The organism is Bradyrhizobium sp. AZCC 2289 (genome assembly GCF_036924615.1).
Taxonomy (GTDB): domain Bacteria; phylum Pseudomonadota; class Alphaproteobacteria; order Rhizobiales; family Xanthobacteraceae; genus Bradyrhizobium.
In genome coordinates this window covers 710097-729969 of record NZ_JAZHRY010000001.1, presented here as the reverse complement: position 1 = coordinate 729969, position 19873 = coordinate 710097, and the positions used below count along the sequence as shown (strand labels likewise).

Below are 19873 nucleotides of genomic sequence, written 5' to 3'. Positions count from 1 at the left end.
CGCAATGACGATTTCGGACTATCGTTTCCCAATAGGTCGCTTAAGCCGCCACCGCGCCGCCGCTCCGGCGCAGGCCGATATATTGCAGCTCGGCGAACACGCCGGTTGCGATCGCCTGCGCCACCACGACGATCTCGCCAAGCAGGTTCGGCGACACCGCGCCGGAGAACAACAGCGCGATGCTGGTGAGTGTCCATGCCGCGTTGCCGGCGACCACGAGCATCACCAGCGCCTTCGGCACCGATGGCCGCGTACCGAGCCAGCCCACCAGGATCGTATAAGCGATCAGGAACAGGCCGGTCTCCTGCAACAGCGCCTGGGGCAGGTTGAGCAAGGACGCAAAGGTGTCGGCGCCAAGCGTGAGCCCTACGGCGGATACGCCGCTGAAGATGGCGTCAGCCAGCAGGGCGCGGCGCAGGAACCGGGATGGGTTGATCATGACAAGTCTCCTTATCGGTTGCGGTTGGGAGGGGTCAGCGGAGCCAGGCGAGGAGCCGGCGCAGGTGCCGCATCGGGCACAGCGCCTTGCCGACCCTGTTCTCGATCGTCTGCACCTGCGCGAACACGAAGGCGCCGGTGTCGTGCACCACCGGTTCGGGCATGTTGAACGACCGCGCCAGCGCCCAGGTTGTCAGATGGAGCATCCACGGGATCAGGACGGCGAGGGTGCGAACGAGGGAAAGCATCAGCATGGGTCATCTCCTGTGCCTGACAAGATGATCCGGCCCGCGCCCAAATTCGATTACCTCGGACGTAATGGAACGGCTGACAATCGCGTGATAGGTTTTCGGGCATGAACGCACATGCATCCGCGGCGCGAGCCGAACGAACCCAGCCGGTCCATATCGGCGACCATTTGCGCGAATGGCGGCAGCGCCGCCATCTCAGCCAACTCGACCTCGCCGGCGACGCCGAGATTTCGGCGCGTCATCTCAGTTTCGTCGAAACCGGCCGCGCGGCGCCATCCCGCGACATGGTCTTGCGGTTGGCCGAACGCCTGGAGGTGCCCTTGCGCGAACGCAATGTGCTACTGGTCGCCGCTGGCTTCGCGCCGGCGTTTCCGCAGCGCTCGCTCGACGATCCCGCGCTGAAATCGGCGCGCCAGGCGATCGATCTGGTGCTGAAGGCGCACGAGCCCAATCCGGCGCTGGCCTATGACCGACACTGGAACCTGGTGACCGCCAACCGGATGGTGGCACCGCTCTTGGAGGGCATTCCGCAGCGACTGCTCGGGCAGCCCTTCAATATCCTGCGACTCGCCTTTCATCCCGAGGCGCTGGCGCCGCGCACGGTCAACCTCGCCGAATGGAGCAGCCATCTGCTGGAACGGTTGCACCGCCAGTGCGAGGCGACCGCCGATCCCGAACTCATCAAACTTTATCACGAGCTCAAGGCCTATCTGATGCCGGCGCGCTCGGGCCCGCTCTCGCCCGACAATGTCGCGATCCCGTTCAAGATGCGGCTCGACGGCGAGGTGCTGAGCTTTATCTCGACCACGATGATCTTCGGCACCCCGGTCGATGTCACGCTGTCGGAACTGGCGCTGGAGACCTTTTTCCCGGCGGACGATCTGACCGCCCGGCGGATGCGGGAGATGGCGGCAAATCTCAAATAGGGCCTTGCTCAAATAGCGCCTTGTCCGGGCCCGGATCGGGGCTTATCTCTGGGTCCTTTCCAGCGAGGGACCGTCCGATGAGCACCCTGAAGCCGCTTAAGATCGATATCGTTTCCGACGTGGTCTGCCCCTGGTGCTATATCGGCAAGCGCCGGATCGAGAACGCGCTGGCGCTGGTGCCGGATGTCCCGGTCGAGGTGCGCTGGCGGCCGTTCTTCCTCAATTCCTGGGTGCCGCGCGAGGGCATCAGCCGCGACGATTATCTCACCGCCAAATTCGGCTCGGTCGAAGCCTACAAGAACATCGCCGGCCGCGTCGTCACCGCCGCGGGCGAAGAGGGCCTGACGTACCGGCCTGATCTGGTGAAGCGCCAGCCCAACACCATCGATTGCCACCGCCTGATCCACTGGGCGGAAGCGCAGGGCAAATCCGCCGAGATGAAGCAGCGGCTGATGGAATTGTACTTTCGCGACGGCGGCGATCTCACCGACGTGAATGTGCTGGTGCAGGCCGCGGTCGATGTCGGGCTCGATGCCGACGACATCCGCAAGCGCCTCGCCACCGATAAGGACGTGGCGCTGATCTCCGGCCAGGCGCAGGAAGCGTCTGACAAGGGCATCTCCGGCGTGCCGACTTTTGTGTTCGCGCAGAAATACGCGGTGTCGGGCGCCCAACCGGCCGACCAGTTGGCGCGTGCGATCCGGCAGGTGTCGGGCGAAATCAACGCGCAGGCGGCGGAATGACGACCGAAAGGCCGTCATTCCGGGGCGCGCAATAGCGCGAACCCGGAATCTCGCTGTCGCAGGTCGCGTCGTCGATGGCCCGGCCATAGAACGAAATCATCAGCAACAAGAAAACCTGGGGGAAACATCATGATCTATGAGTTGAGAACCTACACCGTAAAGCCCGGCACGATCGGCGACGTGGTCAAGGCGGCGAGCACGGTGTCGCGCGATATCCGCGGCGATAATTTCGGCAAGCTGGAAGGTTACTGGTCGACCGAGATCGGTCCGCTCAACCAGGTCCTGCACATGTGGAGTTTCCGCGATTTCGAGGAGCGCGCGAAATTGCGCGCCGAACTCGCCAAAAACCCGCGCTGGGGCGGTGAGTATTTGCCGCTGATCCGCCCGCTGCTGCTGCGTCAGGACGTCCGCCTGCTCAATGCGGTGAGGGCGCCGGTTGCCCCCGCGACGACCGGCAACATCTACGAGATGCGCAACTATCGCGCCAGGCCCGCGGGTGCCGCCAAGCAGTGGCTCGATGCGTTTACCGCCGTGCTGCCCGCGCGCGAAAAATATTCAAAGATCGTCGGCCTCTGGCAGACCGAGGCCGGACAGCCCAATGAGGTCCTGCACATCTGGGCCTATCCCGACCTCAACGCGCGCGCCGAAGCGCGCGGCAACGCCATGAAGGATCCGGCCTGGCAGGACTTCCTGACCAAGGGCCCGCCGCTGCTGGAAGAGATGCACTCGACCATCATGCTGCCCGCGCCGCACTCGCCGTTGAAGTGAGGCTTCACGCCCCCTTCAGATAATAATTCGCGCGCTTGCCGAGTGCGATGCGCCGCAGTGTGCGGCGCATCGCCATTGAGGCGCGCAAGGGCCGGATCGCCGTCGTGACCGCACGATAGAACGCAAGCTTGAGCGCATCGCGCACCGGCTGTTTGCCCGGCGGCTGTTGCGGCAGGCCGATGCCGCGCAGCATCGAGTTGAAGAAATGCAGATCGTTGAGACGGCGCACCTCGCGCGTCTTCCAGGTGATCGCCATCGAGATCGAATAGAAGCCTGCGGTGCGGACCCAGTGCGGCCACTGATACGGAACGTAGCAGCCGTCGCCCTCGAACAGATGAAACTCCTTGCCGCGCGGCGCAAAGCTTTCGTCGTATTTCAGATTGCGATGCTTGGTCATCGAGTGCTCGATCTCGTCGTCAGAAACGATCGAGCGGTCGGTATTGTCCACAATCGTGAAGAATTTTTCGCCATGGATATGCACGAAGAAATTGTCTTCGCTGTCGAGATGGAACGGCGTGGTTGAATTCGGCGAGGATACGAACAAAAAGCCCTCGACCTGCTCAAAACCGGCATCGAGCAGCGAGTTGAAGCCGCGCGCCCGCGCCACCGAGAGCAGGGTGTCTTCCAGCAGCTTGCGGTATTCCGGCGAATTCTCGACGCGCTTGAGCACCATCCAGGCGCCCGCGGTCTCGATGCTTTTCACGACTTCGACCGGGTCGAGATCGACAGAAGGGATGGCGTCCGGGTCCTGGCTGATCGCGACCTTGCCGGAATTATATTCGATCAGGTCGCGCGGCAGTTCGGCGGCGAGCGCGGCAATGCGCGGCAGCGTCAGCAAGCGATGGCCGACAAGCTTGTGGCGGATCGCGAACGGTTTTGACGGAAAGTCGCGCCGCAGCGCATCGTTTGCCGCCGTAATCACCGGCGCGACAGCGGTGACGCTATTCATGAGGATTTCTCCTGACGTTTCCTGATGAATTGAACGGCGCGGCGCACGGGCTCGCGGATCGATTGGCGCAACGCCAAGGCGGCATGGATCAATGCGACGACAGGATCGTGCCGTCGCAGCGGGATCAGCACGTCGCCGATCGCCAGCCGTCCGCGCCAGATCGGATTGATCATGGGATGATCGGGGCTCGCGGTGGAATCGGCTGATGCGACGGCGGGATCGGCGCACAGATGCGTGGTCAACTCCAGCGTCAATTGCACGCCCGGCGAAAATTTCGCAAAACGCTCGTCGACGCCGAGCTTGAAATAAAATGCGCGGTCCCGATGCCGCAGCACGATCCCCGCCGCCACCGGCGTATCGCCGGCTCGCAGGCTGACGATCTCGCACTGGCCGGTCGCGGCCAGGCCTGCGGTCGCGCGGCGGATAAAGGCCGCATCGCCAAAATCCTGTCCGAGCGCGGTACCGCGCTTGGCCTTCCAGCCGCTGGCTTCCAGCGCAAGAAACGTTTCGAGCGCGGTGGCTACCTCCGCCTGGGTGCGCGCGACGTCGAAATGGACCGCGCCATGTTCGGCGAGGCGGTTGCGCTGGCGGCGCAGTTCCTTCAGCTTCTTGGCGCCGAGTGCCTCGCGAAGCAATTCTTCCGCGTCGCGCGTCGCGTCCAGACAGGCGCGGAGATGGGACTGCAGCACGCGCGGGCGCAGGCCCTCGCGCCGCAATGCCTCGGCAAAGGCCTTCATCGCGGCGCCATCGAGCGCCACGTCGCGCAGGATCAGTGCGTGGTGACCGGCCTGCCGGGCCTGCTGCAGCAGCCGCCAGACCGCGTCGTCGGCCATATCGCGATCGAGCAGCGGCGTGCAAAGCGTGCCATAGGGGTCGGCGCTGACAAGGGCGGGCAGCGGAATGTTGTAGGCGCGGCGCATCGGAATGACCGGCATCAGGCCGATCAATTCTGCTGTGTCGCTCCATGCGTTCAGGGCGGAAGCGCCGATCCGGCCGCGCGCGGAAACGCTCACCGCCAATTCCCAGTCGGGCAGATAATAGCTATTCGGCTCGATGGCGCGCCCGGTCAGCGCGCGCCAATGGGCAGGAGAGATATCGGCGAGCGGCGCCAGCGCGCCGACAGCCTTCGCTGTGCGCGTACGCGTGCCGGCATCCCTGCCCGATGCACGACGGACCACCGTTTGTTCGGTAATCTCGGCCACTTCCCCGCTTCCCCGTTCGCGTTTCGCTCGCTTCCATCGCGTTCCCAGGGACGCTAGTCGGAAAGATTGGAAAAACCCGCAGGCGCCGTACTCGAATTTGAGCGGTCATGTTAACGGGCTGTTCAGCACGTTGGCGGCGCCAACGCCGGAGAGGCCTTTGAGGCCGGCGCGATCACGTCCCGGCGGCGCTTCGTTCGACGAAATTACCGGCCCGTTACCGAAACGGGCTGCAAGCGGCAAATTGCCGTCTGGCGTCGATCTCGGCCATCCGGCTCTCGTCGTTGATGAGCGTGCGAAACAGCACGGCGCCGCGGTTGGTGGGGGCACGACCACGGGCAATCCGCCGCTCTCGACCGATTTCCCCGCTGCTCCCAAAACGAAATCGGCGGCGCCGGCCTTGGTCTGGAGTGACAGGCGATTGGCGCTGAGCTTACGGGCCGCCAATTCGCGTTTCAGCAAACGGCCGGGATGGACGATGGGAGTCATAAGGGGCAACCTCTGTGGTAATCTACAATCTCGACCTCGTGGGCGTCGCCTTGTCGACGCACGATTTTCTGTTTTCGTCTGACTCAAATCAGCTCGTATGACTTAGTATTGAGGTCGCGCGGTTGCCGCCAGGTCGATCATGCCGAGATTGACAAGGGTGCGGTGGAAGCGGCGTTTCCGCTCCGAGGAGGACGCGAAGTAGGCATCGCCGCACTGTCCGAGAAGGCTCGCGCGGGTGGCAAAGATCTCGTCAAGCGGCAGGCCGGCCTGCTGCAGAGCGACGGTGCCGAGGAAGGCAATATCCAGGTCCGGGCCGCGTCCGGGGATCATCCGCTCAGAGCGGTCGTTCAGGGTTTCCATGGCATAGAAGGTGCGAAACTGGCGTCGCGCATCCACCGGGAGTTTGATTTTTGCCTCGATCCGCCGCGCCATGACGGGTTGATGATCGCCGTAGTGGACGATCAGCATCGGGCGTCCGGAAAAGCGGCTGGAAAGTTCGGACTTGAGCCTGTTCCAGGTCACCGCGGTCTCCACCAGCCGGGCGTAGTACTCGGCATAGCAGGCATCGGCGAGGCTTGCGGCCGCAAACGCCCGTTCGCTCTCAAAGCGCCCGGGCGCTGTCAGTCGCCGGTTGTGGGGGCCGTGATTGAAGTTGGTCAGCGCATACAGGAAACGAGGTGCGGCGTCGCCGGCAATCCGTTTCATGTGAACGCCGAGGGCAGCTTCCAGAAACAATGCATCGGAATGCGTCGCCTCGAATCGGCCGACATCGAAAGGCGGATGAAAATCGTCCGTGAAGACGCGTTCGCCGATGCCGATCGAACGGTAGAACTCATCGTAGTTGAGAAAGCTGCGGCGGCAGCTCGACGTCAGCATGGTTTTGTACCCAAGCGCCGTCAGCGTCTTTGGCAGGCTGTTGTGGAAGCGGCCGGCGCCTCGCTTGAAAAGAAAATAGGCGCTCGAGCCGAAGCTGGCGCTGGAAAGGCCGGTGAGCAGGCTGAATTCGGATTGCCACGATCCGCCGCCAAAAATATCGACGCTGAGCGTTCCATGGCGGCCGTGTTTCGGGGACAGGAATGCTTCGACGATGGGATCGACCGGGAGCCCGAACAGCCGCGGATCGAAAATCGATTCGTGCTGGATCACGATAATGTCGGGTGTGTCCGGGGTGCGCGCCGGCATGGCCGGCATCAGCGGCAACGGATCGTCGGCGATATCGCTGAGCGCGAGCCCGCCGAACTGCCGCCAGGACAGCGGGTCGAACAGGGAAGCCATGAAGGTCGACAAGAAACATCGCGGCTGGGCCGCAATCCGCTGCAAAGAGACGGCGCCGCCGCCGGTCCTGTAGGCCGCAAACAAAACGACGGAGGCAGCGCCGAATAGAATGATCTGGAGTTCCCGGGAAACCGGCGGCCCAGCGACGTAGAGCAGCGTCGCGACCGCGGCCAGAATGAGGGCAATGGCTCCGGCGAAAAAGGCCGCCACCGCGCGGGGATATTGCACGATGAAGAACGGCACTGTTCCCGCGAACGCCAGCGGCAAATCGGTGACGGTCAGTTTCAGCCCGCTATGCCTGTGCTTGACGTTTGAGGTTCCGAAGATCGCCGCGGCCAGGATCGACGACAGCAGCAACGCTCGTTCTAAATCGGTAACGAAAAGCAGCAGCACCGCGGCCATCAAACACAGCGCGGCAATGGCCAGTTTCAGATGCTCAACGCTGCGCTCCGCCAGGCAAACGACGGCGATGGCTGACGCAATGATCAAGGTCAACATCATGTGGACAGGATGGCCAAGCCGCGGATGAAATTCTACAACGAAACCATCAAGAAGTGCATGGCCCGGTAAGTCAACCGCGCAATTTTCAATTTTGAGTCGAACCCGCCGGTGATTGAGGATGGTTGCCAGCGAAGCCTTTGCCGAGTTCCTGCGCACTGTCGCCGTAATTCCGCGATGTGCCAATGGGCGACATGACCTATTCGATCAACTCGTCCGCACTTGCGAGGAGCGCGGCAGGAATATTGAGCTCGATTGCTCTTGCGGCCTTCAGGTTGATGGCAAACTGAAATCTCGTAGGCTGTAGATAAGGCAGATCACCGGGCTTCGTACCTCTGAGGATCAGGTCTACATAATGCGCTAACCCCGTCATTACTTCACGGAAGTCGCTCGTGTACGACATGAGCCCTCCATCGTTCACGTACTCTCGGAAAGGATAGATTGCAGGCAGACGATGGTCCTGAACAAGTTGAACTATCATAGGCCGGTGCGCCAAAATCTCGAAAGCCGTGCTTACAACTAGCCCCTCGATACCGTCGTCGATCATGGACGCAAGCGAAGCTCGATGGTCCTGCTCCTTGAAGGGGCTCTCGACCATCGGTCCTACGACCGAGATGCCCATCGATTGCGATGTAGCCGTTAGGACAGGCTGCCAAATCTCCCACCCTTGCCGAGGCGCAAGAAATCCTGCCTTCTTTAATCCCGGTTTGAGGTCCCGCAGGAGTTGAAAATGCTTTCCGAGGAAAGCCGGGCCGGCCTCTGTTGTGACTCCAGTTATGTTCGCTCCGGGGCGCGATAAATTTTCCACGATTCCCATGCGAATAGGGTCAGCACCGGCAAGCACAACGATGGGAAGTGTGGAGGTCGTGTGTTTGAAGGGCAGCGCCATGCGACCCGTTGGTACGAACACAACGTCGGGCTTGTGGCCAATCACTTCGCGCGCGATTTCCTCGTAGCGGTCCGTTCTGCCTTCGGCCGTCCACCGTTCGACGAAAAGATTTTGGCCTTCAATGTAGCCGAGCCGCCGCAGCGCCCTAAAAAATGAAGGATAGAATTCGCCGTGAGTGGTTTCCTCGGTAAGATCAGCGACCGGAGCGGTTGGATGAACAATCGCGATGCGATACATATTCGCCGGTTGTTGCGACCGTGCTGCAAGTGGCCATGCTGCCGCGACGCTTGCGAGCCCTATGAAGTCGCGTCGTCTCATGCCAGTCCCCAGCCGCCTGAGACTGCACCGTATCAGGCTGGACGACCATCTTGATAGAGGCAGAAACCACGTCGAGCGCGATTTAGGCGGAAGCAGCGGATGTCTGTTTCGGGATCATTCGAGACCGCACCGTCAACGTCATTCCTGGTATCGGCGCTCCCTGCGCTTCGCGAAAACTTGCGTCGCCTGAAATTTGTTGAAACGATTCAACGTGATTTGCCCTGTCCAGCCCGTTGAGCTTCAATCCGCCTACGGACCAGTCTCCAGGAACGTGTTGGTTCCTTGCTTATCGCGACGGTGCTACAATGGGATATGGCAGATGGTCAGGTCGTACTGGTGACGACTGAACGGTTGGAGGGCGGTTCGCCCCTCCGATCGGTCTACTTTGTTGCCGAGCAGGATCCGGAGACGGCCAAGGCAATTATCGGTGCAATGATGGCTCCGAATGAGAAGGTCGAAGCGTGGGGCCGCCTTCCGGAGGCAGCGGTTAAAGCGCTCGGCTTGAAGCGTGGCGACTTCACGCACGGCTGACCCGGCATCGAGCGCCATGCGCCTGAAAACGAATTTGTTGAAATGATTCAACGTGATTTGCCCTGACCAGTCCTTCCCAAGAAAATATTCCTGTTTTCAAAACCCCCAAATCAGCAATAGAAATCCCGCCGTCTCATCCCTCAACGAGGGGCGTATCCGGATCGTCAAATACGTTGGGATGGGATGCGGTGGACGCGGCAGCGTCGGGCGCGCAAGCGTGATTGCAGGGCGGGTTCTCCCGTGAGCGATCGAGGCGCGCAGACGAACGATGCTAACGCGGACGGCAAAACCGTGTGGTCCTGGCACCCGTTGCTGGTGCTAAATCGGCGGAGGTTTTCGCGTCCAACCGGGTTTGTGCAAAACCTTTAATCCGCCGATGACGGTGACAAGACGAATTCGTCGCCGGGGAGAGCACGGCATAAGCCGTTAAAACCATTCGCGTGCGGGAATGCCGGGTGATTCCGGTGCGACCGTGGTGACTACCCTGTGCTTACTACCAATGCACAGGGGCTGCGGGTGCATCGGGCACCCGGCATTCCCCACGCCCTCCATTGGGCGAGAGATTCATCAACGACTCGGGCGCATCGCGTCGCGGGATCGCGAATGTGTGTTTGTAATTAGAACACCGTCATTGCGAGCGAAGCGAAGCAATCTATCGAGCGGCACAAAGAAAGAATGGATTGCTTCGCTTCGCTCGCAATGACGGTTAGAAAGTCTTGGCTCTTTGAAAATTGAATCCGTTGCATTCGCCTCGCTAGATCGGCTCGTAGCTCTCGGTCGCGCAGGTATCGTCGGCATCGATATGCTGGCGATCGGCGATCACGCCTTCGGTGATGGTGATGCGGTAGGTCTGCATGCCCAGCGGCTTGCCCATCACCGAGGTCAGCTCGGCCCTGACGCAGGCCGTCCAGCCCCGCCCGCGCGGATCGTGGATCGGCGCCGAGACCTGCACGCGGGTCGGATGCGACGCTGCCGTAAACACCGCATCCAGTTTTTCGCTGATCAGCCGCTTGACGTCGGGGGGCGCCTCGAGCGGCGGCGGTTCGGGCGCCTTGACGCGCATGAACTCCGGCACCACCGGCGAGCGGCTGTCGGCAAAGCCGCAGCCTGCCAGCACAAGTGCCGCGATCGCCATCAGCGCGATGTGAAGTCTGCCCCGCCCCATGCCTCGTATTTATGCTGCGCCGGTCAAAAATGCGCCCCCGGCGGTGGTTAATTCACGCAGGTTTATCGGGTTTGCCGATCAACAATTGCTGAAAAGGGCCGCGAGACCGGCTATCCTGTGACGCTTGTGTTGCAGAATGTTTCCGGGACGGGACGGCGGAGAGAGGCGATGAAGACGTTCACATTTGCGGCGGTCATGCTGGCGTTGCTTGCGGTGCCCGCGCACGCCCAGGCCCGGCGGCCGCAAGGCGGCGACGACAAGAAGGTCGATCAGAAGAAGCTGCAGGAAAAGCAGCAGGCGGACGACAAGGCCTACAAGGCGGCGCTGGAAAGAATTCCCGACTCCAAGGAAAAATACGACCCGTGGAGCATTACCAAGCCCGCGGAACCCGCCAAAAAACCCAAGTGAAATCCAAGTGAAGCCGACGCGATGGCCTGAATTCGCCGGGCGCGGGGCTGAATATCCGGCCTGCGGCGTTGCGTTGCTCCGGCTGGCTTGAACCTTGGTGCGGATGTCGAGACCTATCTGTAGCCGGCATTGATGGGAGGCTACCCCATGTCACGCCCCGCGCTGCTCACCGCGATCGTGCTCTCCGCGATCCTCAGTCATGCCAATCCCGCGTCCGCCGAAAATCGGCTGGCGCTGGTGATCGGCCAATCGGCCTACCGCTCGGTACCAATTCTGCCCAATCCGGCCAACGACGCCAGGGCAGTCACGCAATTGCTGACCGATTCCGGTTTCGAGGTCTCATCCGCATCCGACCTTTCGCAGAACGAGATGCGCGACAAGGTCTCGGAATTCGCCGGCAAGGTGGCGGCCAAGGGGGCCGATACGATCGCGCTGGTATTTTATGCCGGCCACGGCCTGCAGATCGACGGCGAAAACTTTCTGGTGCCTGTTGACGTCGACCCAAAGCGGGAAGCAGACATTCCGATCCAGGCCGTGCGCCTCAACGATATCCTCAACACGCTGACGTCGGTGCCGACCAGGATGCGCATCGTGCTGCTGGATTCCTGCCGCAACAATCCGTTCCCCGAGTTGAAGGCCGCGGGCCACGGGCTTGCAATCGTCGACGCCAAGGTCGGCGTTCCCGGCACCTTCCTGTCGTTCTCGACCTCGCCGGGAGCCGAAGCCGAGGATGGCAACGGCGTCGACAGCCCCTACACCACGGCGCTGCTCGCCGCCACCAAGGAGCCGGGGCCGATCGAGGAAACCTTCAAGCGCGTTCGCCTGTCGGTCAACAAGGCGACCGAAGGCCGGCAGACACCTTGGGACAGTTCGTCGCTGACCGAAGATTTCAGATTCTCCGGGCCTGCGGTCGCCGGTCCGAAACTCGCCGCCACGCCCAAGCGGACGGTCGAGCAATGGCGCGGCGATTTGACGGGCAAGCCGGTCGAGGTCGCCAACGAATTGATCGTCGCCGACGGCACCGACGAGGCCTATGAGGCCTTCGTCGGCCTGTATCCGCAAACGCCGTTCGGGCTGCAGGCGCGCGACTGGCTCGATCGCCACCGCCGCATGGTGGCGTGGAACAACGCCGTTCTCGTCAATACCGCGACGGGCTATCGCGCCTTCCTCGCGCAATATCCCGACAGCGATCTCACGGCGACCGCGCGCAAGCTGGAAGAGCGCTTGCGCAACCGGCCCAACGTCGCAGCGGTGGTCGCCGCTCCCGTCAGCGTTCCCGCCACCAACGTCGCGCTGGCCGCACCCACCTGTCCGTGCACCGCGCCGCCACAGCCTTTGAAGAAGGTCGACCTGCCGGCGAAGAAGCGCAGCGATCCCGATATGCCAAAGCGTGCGAACTCGACGCCGTCGCGCCGCGTCATCGACGAGGATGTCGTGGTCGTTCGCCGCCCGCCGCCGCCGCGCGACGTCTACGAGCCGTCAGGACCGCCCATTGGCATCGGGATCGGCATCGGCATTGGCGGCGGTGGATTTGGCGGACGCTCCGGCGGCGAGGGGATGAGCCGGAGGGGTGGATACTAAGACGGTAATGGCGTAATCCATTGGCGCAAGATGCGACTGGCTTTGCAATGATCGCATCATCACCGGAATGCCATGCGACATTTGCTTCGCCTGTCTGCCGTCCTGTTGCTGTGCGTGGCGCCGGCGCTGGCCTGGGAACATTGGGGCGGCGATCGCGGCGGCATGCGGTTCTCGCCGCTCACCCAGATCACGCCGGCCAATGTCGGCGACCTCGTCCGCGCCTGGGAGTTTCGCACCGGCGATCTCGATAGCCGCGCGCCCGAGGTGATGAAGCGCACCAAGTTTCAGGCAACGCCGTTGTTCGTCGAGGACAGCCTGATCTTCTGTTCGCCCTTCAACGAAGTCATCGCGCTCGATCCCGGCAGCGGCGCGCAGAAGTGGCGGTACGATCCGAAGATCGCGACCAGCCAGCGCCCGGCCAACCGTTACAACTGCCGCGGCGTTACCTATTGGGTCGATGACAAAGCCGCGGCAACTGCCGCCTGCCGCGCCCGGATCTTCATGGGTACCAACGACGTCCGCGTCATCGCGCTCGACGCCAGGACCGGCATTCCCTGCGCCGATTTCGGCAGCAATGGCGAGATCAAGCCCGATATCGGCATGAAGCTGGAATGGCCGGGCGAATTCCAGATCACCTCGGCGCCGGTGGTGAGCCGCGGCGTCGTCGTGGTCGGCTCGTCGATCGCGGACAACCGCCGCGTCAATGCGCCGCTTGGAACGGTGCGTGCCTTCGATGCGCGGACGGGGCAGCCGCGCTGGACATTCGATCCGCTGATCCATGACGGCATCGAGGCCGGCCACACCAATGTCTGGGCGCCGATGTCGGCGGATGAAGAACGCGGCCTGGTGTTCCTGCCGACCTCCTCGCCGAGCACCGATTTCTGGGGCGGCAAGCGGCCCGGCAATAACGCGCATGCCAACTCCGTGGTCGCGCTGCGCGCCGAGACCGGCGAACTGGTGTGGTCGTTTCAAACCGTGCATCACGACGTCTGGGATTACGACCTGCCGGCGCAGCCGACGCTGGCGCGCATCGACGCCGGCGAGGGGATGCGCGACGTCGTGATCCAGCCGACCAAGCAGGGCTTTGTGTTCGTGCTCGACCGCGACACCGGCAAACCAATCTGGCCGGTCGAGGAGCGCGCCGTGCCGCAAGGCGGCGCAGACGGCGAAAAATTGTCGCCGACGCAACCACTCCCGACGCACGTGCCGCCGCTGATGTCGCAACGCATCTCCGTGGATGATGCGTTCAACCCGTTTCCCAGCTTTGGCCGCTCGACCTGCGAGAAATTATTCGCCGGCGCGCGCAACGAGGGCCTCTACACGCCGCCATTGACGCAAGGCACGCTCATTTTTCCGATGACCGGCGGCGGCGTGAACTGGGGCAGCGCGGCGTTCGATCCCGTCAACCAGATCCTCTATGCCAATACCAGCCACGCCGTGCATGTGGTGAAACTGATTCCGCGCGCGCAAGCCGCCGGCTTCAATCCGCCGCCCGGCCATGATTTCGGACAGCAGCAGGGCGCGCCGTTCGCGATGACGCGCGCGGTGGCGATGTCGCCTTTGGGTCTGTTGTGCAACAAGCCGCCGTGGGGCGAGATGGTCGCGGTCGACCTGAAGGCGGGAAAAATCCTCTGGCATTCCTCGGTCGGCACCTCCGAGGATCAGGCGCCGCTCGGCATCGCCTTCAACTGGGGGACGCCGCTGGTCAATGGCGTCGCGATCACTGCGGGTGGCCTCGTCTTCACCGGCGCAATGGATGCTTACTTGCGCGCCTTCGATGCCAAATCCGGCCAGGAGCTGTGGCAGGGCAGGCTGCCGGTTCCCGGCGTCGCCAATCCCATGACCTATCTGTGGAAGGGCGAGCAATATGTCGCGATCGGCGCCGGCGGTCATTCCGAGGAAGGCACCACGATCGGCGACAGCGTGGTGGCGTTTCGCCTGCCGAGGGCCGGCGAGGCGCCGTCGCTATGGTCGCGCAGCATCGACCGGCCGGGTGGACGGTTTGCGAGCAAGGCGACAGCGTTTGCGCTCGTGGTGATGTTGCTGGTGGTCGCGGTGTGGCGCTGGCGCCGCTCGCGTCGCGCAAAGGCAGCCATCTAGTCGAACGCGACGCCGACCTTTGTGTCCTTGCTCCAGACCCGATGGCAGCGGCGCAGGAAGTGATCGGTCTTGATGACAAGGGTGAAAGACGGCGGCAGTCCCATCGGGCTCGCTGTCTCAATCCGCGCACCGCTCGAGGAGATGTTGCGGACCATGCAGTCGACGCCGCCGCCACTGCCGAAAGCCAGCGTTCCCTGTTTGAGCACGCGGTGTCTGGTTGCTGTTCGTCGTTCGATCATCGCCGTTATCCGTCTGCCGGTTGTCTTTCATTAAAATTAGCAGCACGAAATTACGAACAATTGAATCCAGTCTCGAACCTGCTTGCGCTCCCCTTCAGATTTCGTTTACCACAACGTCCGCGGAACCACGCTGTGGTCGCTGTTTAAGTCCCTGTTCGTATTGCGGCGTGATGCGTTTTCTTCACGCGAACCGCTACGCACCCCGGATCAAGTCCGGGGCAGGCTTTCGCTGGAAAACGCTAAGGCAGCATCGCGAACGCGCTCGAGACCATCGCCACCGGCTTGTTGTCGGTGGCGCCCGACAGCGTGACGCGGCCGAAGCTCATGGTGCGCCCGAGCCGGACCACGCGCGCCTCGGCCAGCACGTCGGAGGCGGTGACCGCGCGCATGAAATGCGTGGTCTGGTCCACCGTCGTCATCGGACGGTAGCCCTTGTTGGCGGCGAGGTTGGCCAGCACCATCGCGGTATCGGCAAACGCCATCAGCGCCTGGCCGCAGACGATGCCGCCATTGCGGCACAGCCGTTCCGAGAACGGCATCCGCAGGATCGCGCCCGGCTGCCAGTCGGCCGCGCCACCCGGCGGCGGGCTGAAGTCGAAACCCTCGATCGACAAATCCAGGTCCCGCACCCAGGGTGCAAACACCTCGCCCAGCACGCGCCTCGCCTCGTCGATGCCGAACTCCGCGGCCGGTTGTTGCTGCATGAACGCTGGTTCCTCGCCTGAATGATTGTCCCGGGCATTCTACGGTGCATTCGGCGGAAAGGAACAGTGGGTCGGTTCGGCTTGAAAATGCCCGACTTGAAGGCCTATGATCCGGCCACAGGGGAGCGGGTGGTTCATGTTACGCCGGTTGGTATTGCTTTTCAGCGTGATCGCCATGGGTCTCGTGCTCAATGGCTGCACCAAATGCGGTCCGATCTGGGACGACTGGGTGCAATCGCCGAAATCCTGTAAATCGGATCACCTTTGAGCCACGCCCGGTCGCGCTTGGCGGCGCGGTTTGGGGGGTGATATACGGCTTTGGCTTTTACGCGTTTTCTTGGCGCGAACCGGTTTCCACTTCGCCTGAAAACGCTACGGAGAGAACGCGAGGAGAGCGGTCCATGAGAATTCTGAGCGCGGCTGCCGTGGTGGTGTTGCTGACGGCGCCTGCCTATGCCCAGATCGCGACCCCCAACATCAACCTGATCCCCGAACTTACCTCCAAAACGCCGGAGGAGAAGGAACAGGATGCGATCAAGGAAAAGGCCTACAAGGAATCGCTGAAGAAGATTCCCGACGCCAAGGTCTCTTCCGATCCGTGGGGCAGCGTGCGTACCGACACGCCGAAGGCGGCCCCGGCCAAGCCGAAGACCAAGACCGGCAGCAGCGCGCAACGCAGCCAATAGAACGCGACCCTCGGGGACTCGGATTCATTCGCCGCCGCCCTATATCAAGCCAGTCGTCATGTGGTTCGGAGTTGCGACATGGTGTTGCGTCCGCGCGATCTCGCCAGCCGGATGGCCAGCCGGCGCAGGCCGGACGATGGCTATCTACGCGAGACCTTTACGCTGCCGCGCGACGCGGCGCGCACCAGGGCGCGTGACTTCCTCAATCGCTATCCCAAGGCAGCCTATATGAGCGCGGTCGAAAGCTGGCGCGAACTGCCCGGCGGCGAAATCGAATTCACGATGCGGCGGCTGGCCAGCGCCGATTAGCTTCGGTGGGACCGTCCTGGCTGCGGGTGCCTAATCCAGCGTTTCGGCGACCAGCCGAATTCGGAAAACCGGCTTCCTGAACTCATCCAGAAGCTCCAAAAGCTGTTATGGCCGTCGCAAAGCCATGCAATCATTGACAAATTCCGGAAAATCGCCGCCGCGCTCCGATCCGCAGAACTACCGGCTCATTCATCTCGCGCGGCCTTCTTCAGCTCGCGATCAATCCGCAGCTGAACGCGGCGGATGGCAAGCAAATTGAGTCTGGCTTCGGTCTTGCCCGATATCACCTTGTCGCCGATCTGGAACTGCCATTTCCAGACGCCCGGCGCGACCGGCGTCAGGATGTACTCGACGCCCTTGTAGTTCATGGGACATCCCCGGCCCGATTGAGGGTATTCAATCCCAAATCAAAACCAAAGGTTGTAGCTTATATTTGCAACTCAGAGAATATTGGATGCGGCGCCTGTAAATGTGGGTGAGGCTCCCGCCGGCCGGCTTCGACGGGCCGCCGGATCCCGGATGCGTGTCGCGTCCAGGATGCGCGTCGGCCCGGTGCGCCCGTGCCTTGCTTCCGTCGGTGCCGAACCGACGAGATCGCCTGTCCGGAACCGCCACATCCGCCCGGAAGGAATTGCCGTTCTTCCGAGCGTATTGTCTACGCCTTGGTAATTCATGGGGGAGTCGCCCACACGTCGCCTGCACCATCGGAGTGGAACGCAAAAATTCCATTCGTTCAATAGTGCACGCCATCGTGCACGTTGGAAACTCAGCCGGTCGGACGCGGGACATCGTTCTCCGCGCGGGAACCGGGCTTGCTCAGGGCGTCAGATCCAACTCCGCCAGCCGATTCAGATCGCCGAGCTGCTTGGCCGGATCCGCCGCAACATCCAGTTCCGCCAGCGATTGCAGCAGCCGCCGGTAGGCGCGATCGGCAATCGTCGATGGCAACGGCGCTTCGTCAAACTCCGCGATATAGCTGCCGACAATGCCATTCAGCAACCGGCACATCGCCCGCTGGTCCGGATGGTCGGCGGCAAGTTTCGAAAGTTTGAGCTGGAGGGTTTTGAAGGTCGCAAGACCGGGATGCTGGCCCGAGAGCCAAGAATACAATTCGTTCATGAAGCGCTCCTTCTTGAAATCGGGAAGAAGCTGCGAACTTGTACAGCTCCGCGCCGTGTAGGAGAAGTGGCGTTCTTGCAGGGGCGTGCGGCGAATTTTGAATGCGTGCGTGCGAAGAATTCAAGGGATCGTCATCAAGTGATCTCGCCCAGGCTGTCGGCGTCTCTCTCGATTTCGTGCTGGCATGCCCTGCATGTGAAGGTCTGCCGTTCAAAGTCGTAACCTCGAACCGGGTGCGGCGTGCGCCTCGTCAAGAGCATTCGGTTTTTGCATTTCGGGCAGACAGGGTTATCGGTCGCGCCAAAGCGGGTTGGCATGGCGATTCCTTTGGTTGGGAAGGAATCAACTCGCCATCTCAAATAGCGTTCCGATGGAGCTACAACTATTTCGCGAATCAATTCGCTGCACTCGGACCAATCGAAGCGGCCAGCTGCGGCGGTCTCACTTTTCGCGGAACTCCGGCATCCGGCGGCTGTTCCGTGTTACGGTCAGCGTGGGATGGGAGCATTCCATGCCGATGTGGTTGATCTTTCAACTGGTCTCGATAGCCGCGATGCTGGCTGCCTATCACATGGCGCTCGACCGTGGCAGATCGACCAGGGCCTGGCTCTGGACGGCGTTGATCTTTGGGCCCCTGGCGCTCCTCGCGCTCCTCATTCTGGGCAAGCGCAACAACCAAGCAGTGTGGACAGTGCCCTGAATTTGGCATGAGAGGGCTATGAGACAATGGCTACGATCCTGATCAAAATCGCTATGCTGGCTGGCCTGCTGATACTTACCTTTGGCGTTTTCCCGGATCGGCGAAGGGGCGGAATCCTTGCCATTGCGACGTGCGTCGCCGCTGCCGTTGTCCTTCATTTCGTGGCCCCCTGAAATAATCAAATCAGGCCATTGAGGATCGAAACCGGTCTGCACGGGATTTCTCGGGTCCAATATGACGCCTGACAAGAAACCATTTCTCCGAACGGCTGCAGCCATGATGATCGCTTGGGCCATCGGGGCATGCATCATTTTCCTGCTTTTTTAGCCAACGCCAAAAAGGCCGCCAACTGAGGCGGCCTTAACTTTTTCTTCTGCCCCAACTCTCGAAGGACGTCGAGAAAGTGGGCGATGAATCTCTTAACGAGATTATCGGCATCTAGCGGCGCGGGGTCGTGCTCTGCCTCTTCAAGCCAAATGATCTGGTTGTGGTGGTGACTGGGCTGGCCATCTGCCATTTGCAATCTCGCTCTCAAAAAGCGGGGCCCGGGAGTGTCAGGGCTCCCGGGGCTCCCGCACCTGGATCACTCCGCTCGGCGAGGCGATCAGGTCGAGACTAGTAATCATGGACCCGCACCGACAGGTTGCATTGATTCAGCGCAACAACATTTCCCCTAGCGATTCGTTTCCCCGAGGGAACAGCGTAGCTCTACCGAGAACCAAAAGGGACCACTGCTAAAATTGTAAAGGGACCACTAACCACTACGGGGAAATGGAAAGGGGGCCAGCACCTCTCTCTGGTGCTGGCCGAAATAGGCCACTCGCGATTCCAAAATAGGCCACCAATAGAAACCCGCCCCGATCGCCTAATCCGAACGGGTTAACCCAGAAGACCGCACCCAGTGTGGGTAGCCAAGTGCTAGGTTTGGTCCATTGCTCTGTATGCGTCCATTTCAGATCAAAGGCCCCAGCGCGCATGCCCCTGCGCCGGGGCCTTTTCTTGTGGCCACTCGCAGATTCAAAACAGGCCACTCAAAGAGCGGTTCGGGCGGCAGAGTCTCCCGCGTCTCCGGATGACCCTTTCAAGCCGCTTCACTAATGAAAGAGGCCGCCAACTGAGGCGGCCTTATCGTTATTTCGGGGACTGCAAGCCGGGCGATGAAAGCCACTCTTCAATGCGCAAGGCCGTGTCTGCTTGGCGGGCCTTCCTCAAAAGAATCTCGCGCTCTTGGCCCGGAGGCAACTTGTCAGCTTCCTCTCGAAGTCGTTCAGCTTCTTTGGACAGCCGATCAGGGAATGACAGAATGTTTTTGAAACGGCGTCGCTGCATGGCAATCCTCCGCTTACGGGTCCTAACCGTTGAGTTGGGCGAAAAACTGAAACTAATACGCGGAACTCTCGTCGTCAGTGCCAAAGTGGACACAATTCAAATTAGACCACTGTAATTTTCAAACTAGGCCACTGAGGTCGGAAACAGGCCAATACCCTAAGAAAGAACATATTGCGAACAGAGAACAAACATGGTACAAGGTTCCCATCAGCCGCCGATTCCAAAGACTTCGTCGCCCATTTGTCCCGCTAGCGAATCC

Annotated in this window: 25 protein-coding genes; 11 read left to right on the top strand and 14 right to left on the bottom strand. The window is 61.7% G+C overall.

Annotated features, from left to right (window positions below; all coding sequences use genetic code 11):
• Positions 1-40: 40 nt before the first annotated feature.
• A complete protein-coding gene (locus V1289_RS03760) occupies positions 41-439 on the bottom strand; it encodes a hypothetical protein (RefSeq protein ID WP_334395688.1) in 399 nt (132 codons plus the stop codon).
• A 34-nt stretch (positions 440-473) separates the two neighbouring features.
• On the bottom strand, positions 474-692 hold the full coding sequence (locus tag V1289_RS03755; protein ID WP_334395687.1) for a hypothetical protein: 219 nt from the start codon (positions 690-692) through the stop codon (positions 474-476).
• A 101-nt stretch (positions 693-793) separates the two neighbouring features.
• Here V1289_RS03755 and V1289_RS03750 point away from each other — a divergent pair, with 101 nt between their 5' ends.
• From V1289_RS03750 to V1289_RS03740, 3 genes are all read left to right on the top strand, one after another.
• Positions 794-1615: a helix-turn-helix domain-containing protein gene (locus V1289_RS03750; RefSeq protein ID WP_334395686.1), complete on the top strand. Its 822-nt coding sequence runs from the start codon at positions 794-796 to the stop codon at positions 1613-1615.
• A gap of 77 nt (positions 1616-1692) precedes the next feature.
• Positions 1693-2358, top strand: a complete 666-nt coding sequence (locus tag V1289_RS03745) for a DsbA family oxidoreductase (RefSeq protein ID WP_334395685.1) — start codon at positions 1693-1695, stop codon at positions 2356-2358.
• A gap of 129 nt (positions 2359-2487) precedes the next feature.
• On the top strand, positions 2488-3126 hold the full coding sequence (locus tag V1289_RS03740; RefSeq protein ID WP_334395684.1) for an NIPSNAP family protein: 639 nt from the start codon (positions 2488-2490) through the stop codon (positions 3124-3126).
• 4 nt (positions 3127-3130) lie between these two features.
• Here V1289_RS03740 and V1289_RS03735 read toward each other — a convergent pair whose 3' ends face one another.
• The 5 genes from V1289_RS03735 to V1289_RS03715 all read right to left on the bottom strand — a co-directional run bounded on the left by V1289_RS03735 (position 3131) and on the right by V1289_RS03715 (position 8743).
• Positions 3131-4075, bottom strand: coding sequence for a JmjC domain-containing protein (locus V1289_RS03735; protein WP_334395683.1), 945 nt, complete (start codon positions 4073-4075; stop codon positions 3131-3133).
• Positions 4072-5277: a GNAT family N-acetyltransferase gene (locus tag V1289_RS03730; RefSeq protein WP_334395682.1), complete on the bottom strand. Its 1206-nt coding sequence runs from the start codon at positions 5275-5277 to the stop codon at positions 4072-4074. The genes V1289_RS03735 and V1289_RS03730 overlap by 4 nt, the downstream gene beginning before the upstream one ends.
• A 105-nt stretch (positions 5278-5382) precedes the next feature.
• Positions 5383-5763 (bottom strand): hypothetical protein, encoded by a 381-nt coding sequence (locus V1289_RS03725; RefSeq protein ID WP_334395681.1) that lies wholly within the window; start codon positions 5761-5763, stop codon positions 5383-5385.
• Positions 5764-5865: 102 nt separating this feature from the next.
• Positions 5866-7527, bottom strand: a complete 1662-nt coding sequence (locus tag V1289_RS03720) for a sulfatase-like hydrolase/transferase (RefSeq protein WP_334395680.1) — start codon at positions 7525-7527, stop codon at positions 5866-5868.
• A gap of 208 nt (positions 7528-7735) precedes the next feature.
• Positions 7736-8743 (bottom strand): ABC transporter substrate-binding protein, encoded by a 1008-nt coding sequence (locus V1289_RS03715; RefSeq protein WP_334395679.1) that lies wholly within the window; start codon positions 8741-8743, stop codon positions 7736-7738.
• A gap of 282 nt (positions 8744-9025) precedes the next feature.
• Here V1289_RS03715 and V1289_RS03710 point away from each other — a divergent pair, with 282 nt between their 5' ends.
• Positions 9026-9274 carry a hypothetical protein gene (locus tag V1289_RS03710; protein ID WP_334395678.1) on the top strand — a complete coding sequence of 83 codons (249 nt, stop codon included), beginning with the start codon at positions 9026-9028 and terminating at the stop codon, positions 9272-9274.
• A gap of 754 nt (positions 9275-10028) precedes the next feature.
• On the opposite strand, the gene V1289_RS03705 is transcribed toward V1289_RS03710, so the two are convergent.
• Positions 10029-10439 carry a hypothetical protein gene (locus V1289_RS03705; RefSeq protein WP_334395677.1) on the bottom strand — a complete coding sequence of 137 codons (411 nt, stop codon included), beginning with the start codon at positions 10437-10439 and terminating at the stop codon, positions 10029-10031.
• Between the two features lie 168 nt (positions 10440-10607).
• Between V1289_RS03705 and V1289_RS03700 the strand changes: the two genes are divergently transcribed.
• From V1289_RS03700 to V1289_RS03690, 3 genes are all read left to right on the top strand, one after another.
• Complete coding sequence (locus tag V1289_RS03700; RefSeq protein WP_334395676.1) at positions 10608-10847, top strand: hypothetical protein; 240 nt, start codon at positions 10608-10610, stop codon at positions 10845-10847.
• A gap of 147 nt (positions 10848-10994) precedes the next feature.
• Positions 10995-12428: a caspase family protein gene (locus V1289_RS03695; protein ID WP_334395675.1), complete on the top strand. Its 1434-nt coding sequence runs from the start codon at positions 10995-10997 to the stop codon at positions 12426-12428.
• Positions 12429-12500: 72 nt separating this feature from the next.
• Entirely contained in the window at positions 12501-14528 is a 2028-nt protein-coding gene (locus V1289_RS03690) for a pyrroloquinoline quinone-dependent dehydrogenase (protein WP_334395674.1), read from the top strand.
• On the opposite strand, the gene V1289_RS03685 is transcribed toward V1289_RS03690, so the two are convergent.
• Together V1289_RS03685 and V1289_RS03680 are read right to left on the bottom strand one after the other, a co-directional pair.
• Positions 14525-14767 (bottom strand): PilZ domain-containing protein, encoded by a 243-nt coding sequence (locus tag V1289_RS03685; protein ID WP_334395673.1) that lies wholly within the window; start codon positions 14765-14767, stop codon positions 14525-14527. The genes V1289_RS03690 and V1289_RS03685 overlap by 4 nt on opposite strands.
• 239 nt (positions 14768-15006) lie before the next feature.
• Positions 15007-15471, bottom strand: coding sequence for a PaaI family thioesterase (locus V1289_RS03680; RefSeq protein WP_334395672.1), 465 nt, complete (start codon positions 15469-15471; stop codon positions 15007-15009).
• 136 nt (positions 15472-15607) lie between these two features.
• On the opposite strand from V1289_RS03680, the gene V1289_RS03675 reads away from it, so the two are divergent.
• The 3 genes from V1289_RS03675 (at position 15608) to V1289_RS03665 (ending at position 16466) form a co-directional block, all read left to right on the top strand.
• Positions 15608-15739: a peptidylprolyl isomerase gene (locus V1289_RS03675; RefSeq protein ID WP_309178050.1), complete on the top strand. Its 132-nt coding sequence runs from the start codon at positions 15608-15610 to the stop codon at positions 15737-15739.
• Positions 15740-15872: 133 nt separating this feature from the next.
• Positions 15873-16157: a hypothetical protein gene (locus V1289_RS03670; protein WP_334395671.1), complete on the top strand. Its 285-nt coding sequence runs from the start codon at positions 15873-15875 to the stop codon at positions 16155-16157.
• A gap of 78 nt (positions 16158-16235) precedes the next feature.
• Positions 16236-16466: a hypothetical protein gene (locus V1289_RS03665; protein WP_074274961.1), complete on the top strand. Its 231-nt coding sequence runs from the start codon at positions 16236-16238 to the stop codon at positions 16464-16466.
• A 185-nt stretch (positions 16467-16651) separates the two neighbouring features.
• Here the strand turns inward: V1289_RS03665 and V1289_RS03660 are convergent, their stop codons facing one another.
• Entirely contained in the window at positions 16652-16834 is a 183-nt protein-coding gene (locus tag V1289_RS03660; protein ID WP_074274962.1) for a hypothetical protein, read from the bottom strand.
• Between the two features lie 448 nt (positions 16835-17282).
• Positions 17283-17585: a hypothetical protein gene (locus tag V1289_RS03655; RefSeq protein WP_334395670.1), complete on the bottom strand. Its 303-nt coding sequence runs from the start codon at positions 17583-17585 to the stop codon at positions 17283-17285.
• Positions 17586-18096: 511 nt separating this feature from the next.
• Here V1289_RS03655 and V1289_RS03650 point away from each other — a divergent pair.
• A complete protein-coding gene (locus V1289_RS03650; RefSeq protein WP_334395669.1) occupies positions 18097-18285 on the top strand; it encodes a hypothetical protein in 189 nt (62 codons plus the stop codon).
• A gap of 307 nt (positions 18286-18592) precedes the next feature.
• Here the strand turns inward: V1289_RS03650 and V1289_RS03645 are convergent, their stop codons facing one another.
• Entirely contained in the window at positions 18593-18802 is a 210-nt protein-coding gene (locus V1289_RS03645; RefSeq protein ID WP_334395668.1) for a hypothetical protein, read from the bottom strand.
• A 614-nt stretch (positions 18803-19416) separates the two neighbouring features.
• On the bottom strand, positions 19417-19614 hold the full coding sequence (locus V1289_RS03640; protein ID WP_334395667.1) for a hypothetical protein: 198 nt from the start codon (positions 19612-19614) through the stop codon (positions 19417-19419).
• Positions 19615-19873 lie beyond the last annotated feature (259 nt).

Excerpts from the sequence above, each read along its gene's own strand:
- V1289_RS03735 (WP_334395683.1), bottom strand. The coding sequence starts at position 4,075 with ATGAATAGCGTCACCGCTGTCGCGCCGGTGATTACGGCGGCAAACGAT.
- V1289_RS03740 (WP_334395684.1), top strand. The coding sequence starts at position 2,488 with ATGATCTATGAGTTGAGAACCTACACCGTAAAGCCCGGCACGATCGGC.
- V1289_RS03650 (WP_334395669.1), top strand. The coding sequence starts at position 18,097 with ATGCCGATGTGGTTGATCTTTCAACTGGTCTCGATAGCCGCGATGCTG.
- V1289_RS03670 (WP_334395671.1), top strand. The coding sequence starts at position 15,873 with ATGAGAATTCTGAGCGCGGCTGCCGTGGTGGTGTTGCTGACGGCGCCT.
- V1289_RS03705 (WP_334395677.1), bottom strand. The coding sequence starts at position 10,439 with ATGGGGCGGGGCAGACTTCACATCGCGCTGATGGCGATCGCGGCACTT.
- V1289_RS03640 (WP_334395667.1), bottom strand. The coding sequence starts at position 19,614 with ATGCAGCGACGCCGTTTCAAAAACATTCTGTCATTCCCTGATCGGCTG.
- V1289_RS03660 (WP_074274962.1), bottom strand. The coding sequence starts at position 16,834 with ATGAACTACAAGGGCGTCGAGTACATCCTGACGCCGGTCGCGCCGGGC.
- V1289_RS03675 (WP_309178050.1), top strand. The coding sequence starts at position 15,608 with ATGTTACGCCGGTTGGTATTGCTTTTCAGCGTGATCGCCATGGGTCTC.
- V1289_RS03685 (WP_334395673.1), bottom strand. The coding sequence starts at position 14,767 with ATGATCGAACGACGAACAGCAACCAGACACCGCGTGCTCAAACAGGGA.
- V1289_RS03645 (WP_334395668.1), bottom strand. The coding sequence starts at position 18,802 with ATGGCAGATGGCCAGCCCAGTCACCACCACAACCAGATCATTTGGCTT.
- V1289_RS03655 (WP_334395670.1), bottom strand. The coding sequence starts at position 17,585 with ATGAACGAATTGTATTCTTGGCTCTCGGGCCAGCATCCCGGTCTTGCG.
- V1289_RS03665 (WP_074274961.1), top strand. The coding sequence starts at position 16,236 with ATGGTGTTGCGTCCGCGCGATCTCGCCAGCCGGATGGCCAGCCGGCGC.
- V1289_RS03755 (WP_334395687.1), bottom strand. The coding sequence starts at position 692 with ATGCTGATGCTTTCCCTCGTTCGCACCCTCGCCGTCCTGATCCCGTGG.
- V1289_RS03695 (WP_334395675.1), top strand. The coding sequence starts at position 10,995 with ATGTCACGCCCCGCGCTGCTCACCGCGATCGTGCTCTCCGCGATCCTC.
- V1289_RS03725 (WP_334395681.1), bottom strand. The coding sequence starts at position 5,763 with ATGACTCCCATCGTCCATCCCGGCCGTTTGCTGAAACGCGAATTGGCG.
- V1289_RS03715 (WP_334395679.1), bottom strand. The coding sequence starts at position 8,743 with ATGAGACGACGCGACTTCATAGGGCTCGCAAGCGTCGCGGCAGCATGG.
- V1289_RS03760 (WP_334395688.1), bottom strand. The coding sequence starts at position 439 with ATGATCAACCCATCCCGGTTCCTGCGCCGCGCCCTGCTGGCTGACGCC.
- V1289_RS03700 (WP_334395676.1), top strand. The coding sequence starts at position 10,608 with ATGAAGACGTTCACATTTGCGGCGGTCATGCTGGCGTTGCTTGCGGTG.
- V1289_RS03750 (WP_334395686.1), top strand. The coding sequence starts at position 794 with ATGAACGCACATGCATCCGCGGCGCGAGCCGAACGAACCCAGCCGGTC.
- V1289_RS03690 (WP_334395674.1), top strand. The coding sequence starts at position 12,501 with ATGCGACATTTGCTTCGCCTGTCTGCCGTCCTGTTGCTGTGCGTGGCG.
- V1289_RS03680 (WP_334395672.1), bottom strand. The coding sequence starts at position 15,471 with ATGCAGCAACAACCGGCCGCGGAGTTCGGCATCGACGAGGCGAGGCGC.
- V1289_RS03745 (WP_334395685.1), top strand. The coding sequence starts at position 1,693 with ATGAGCACCCTGAAGCCGCTTAAGATCGATATCGTTTCCGACGTGGTC.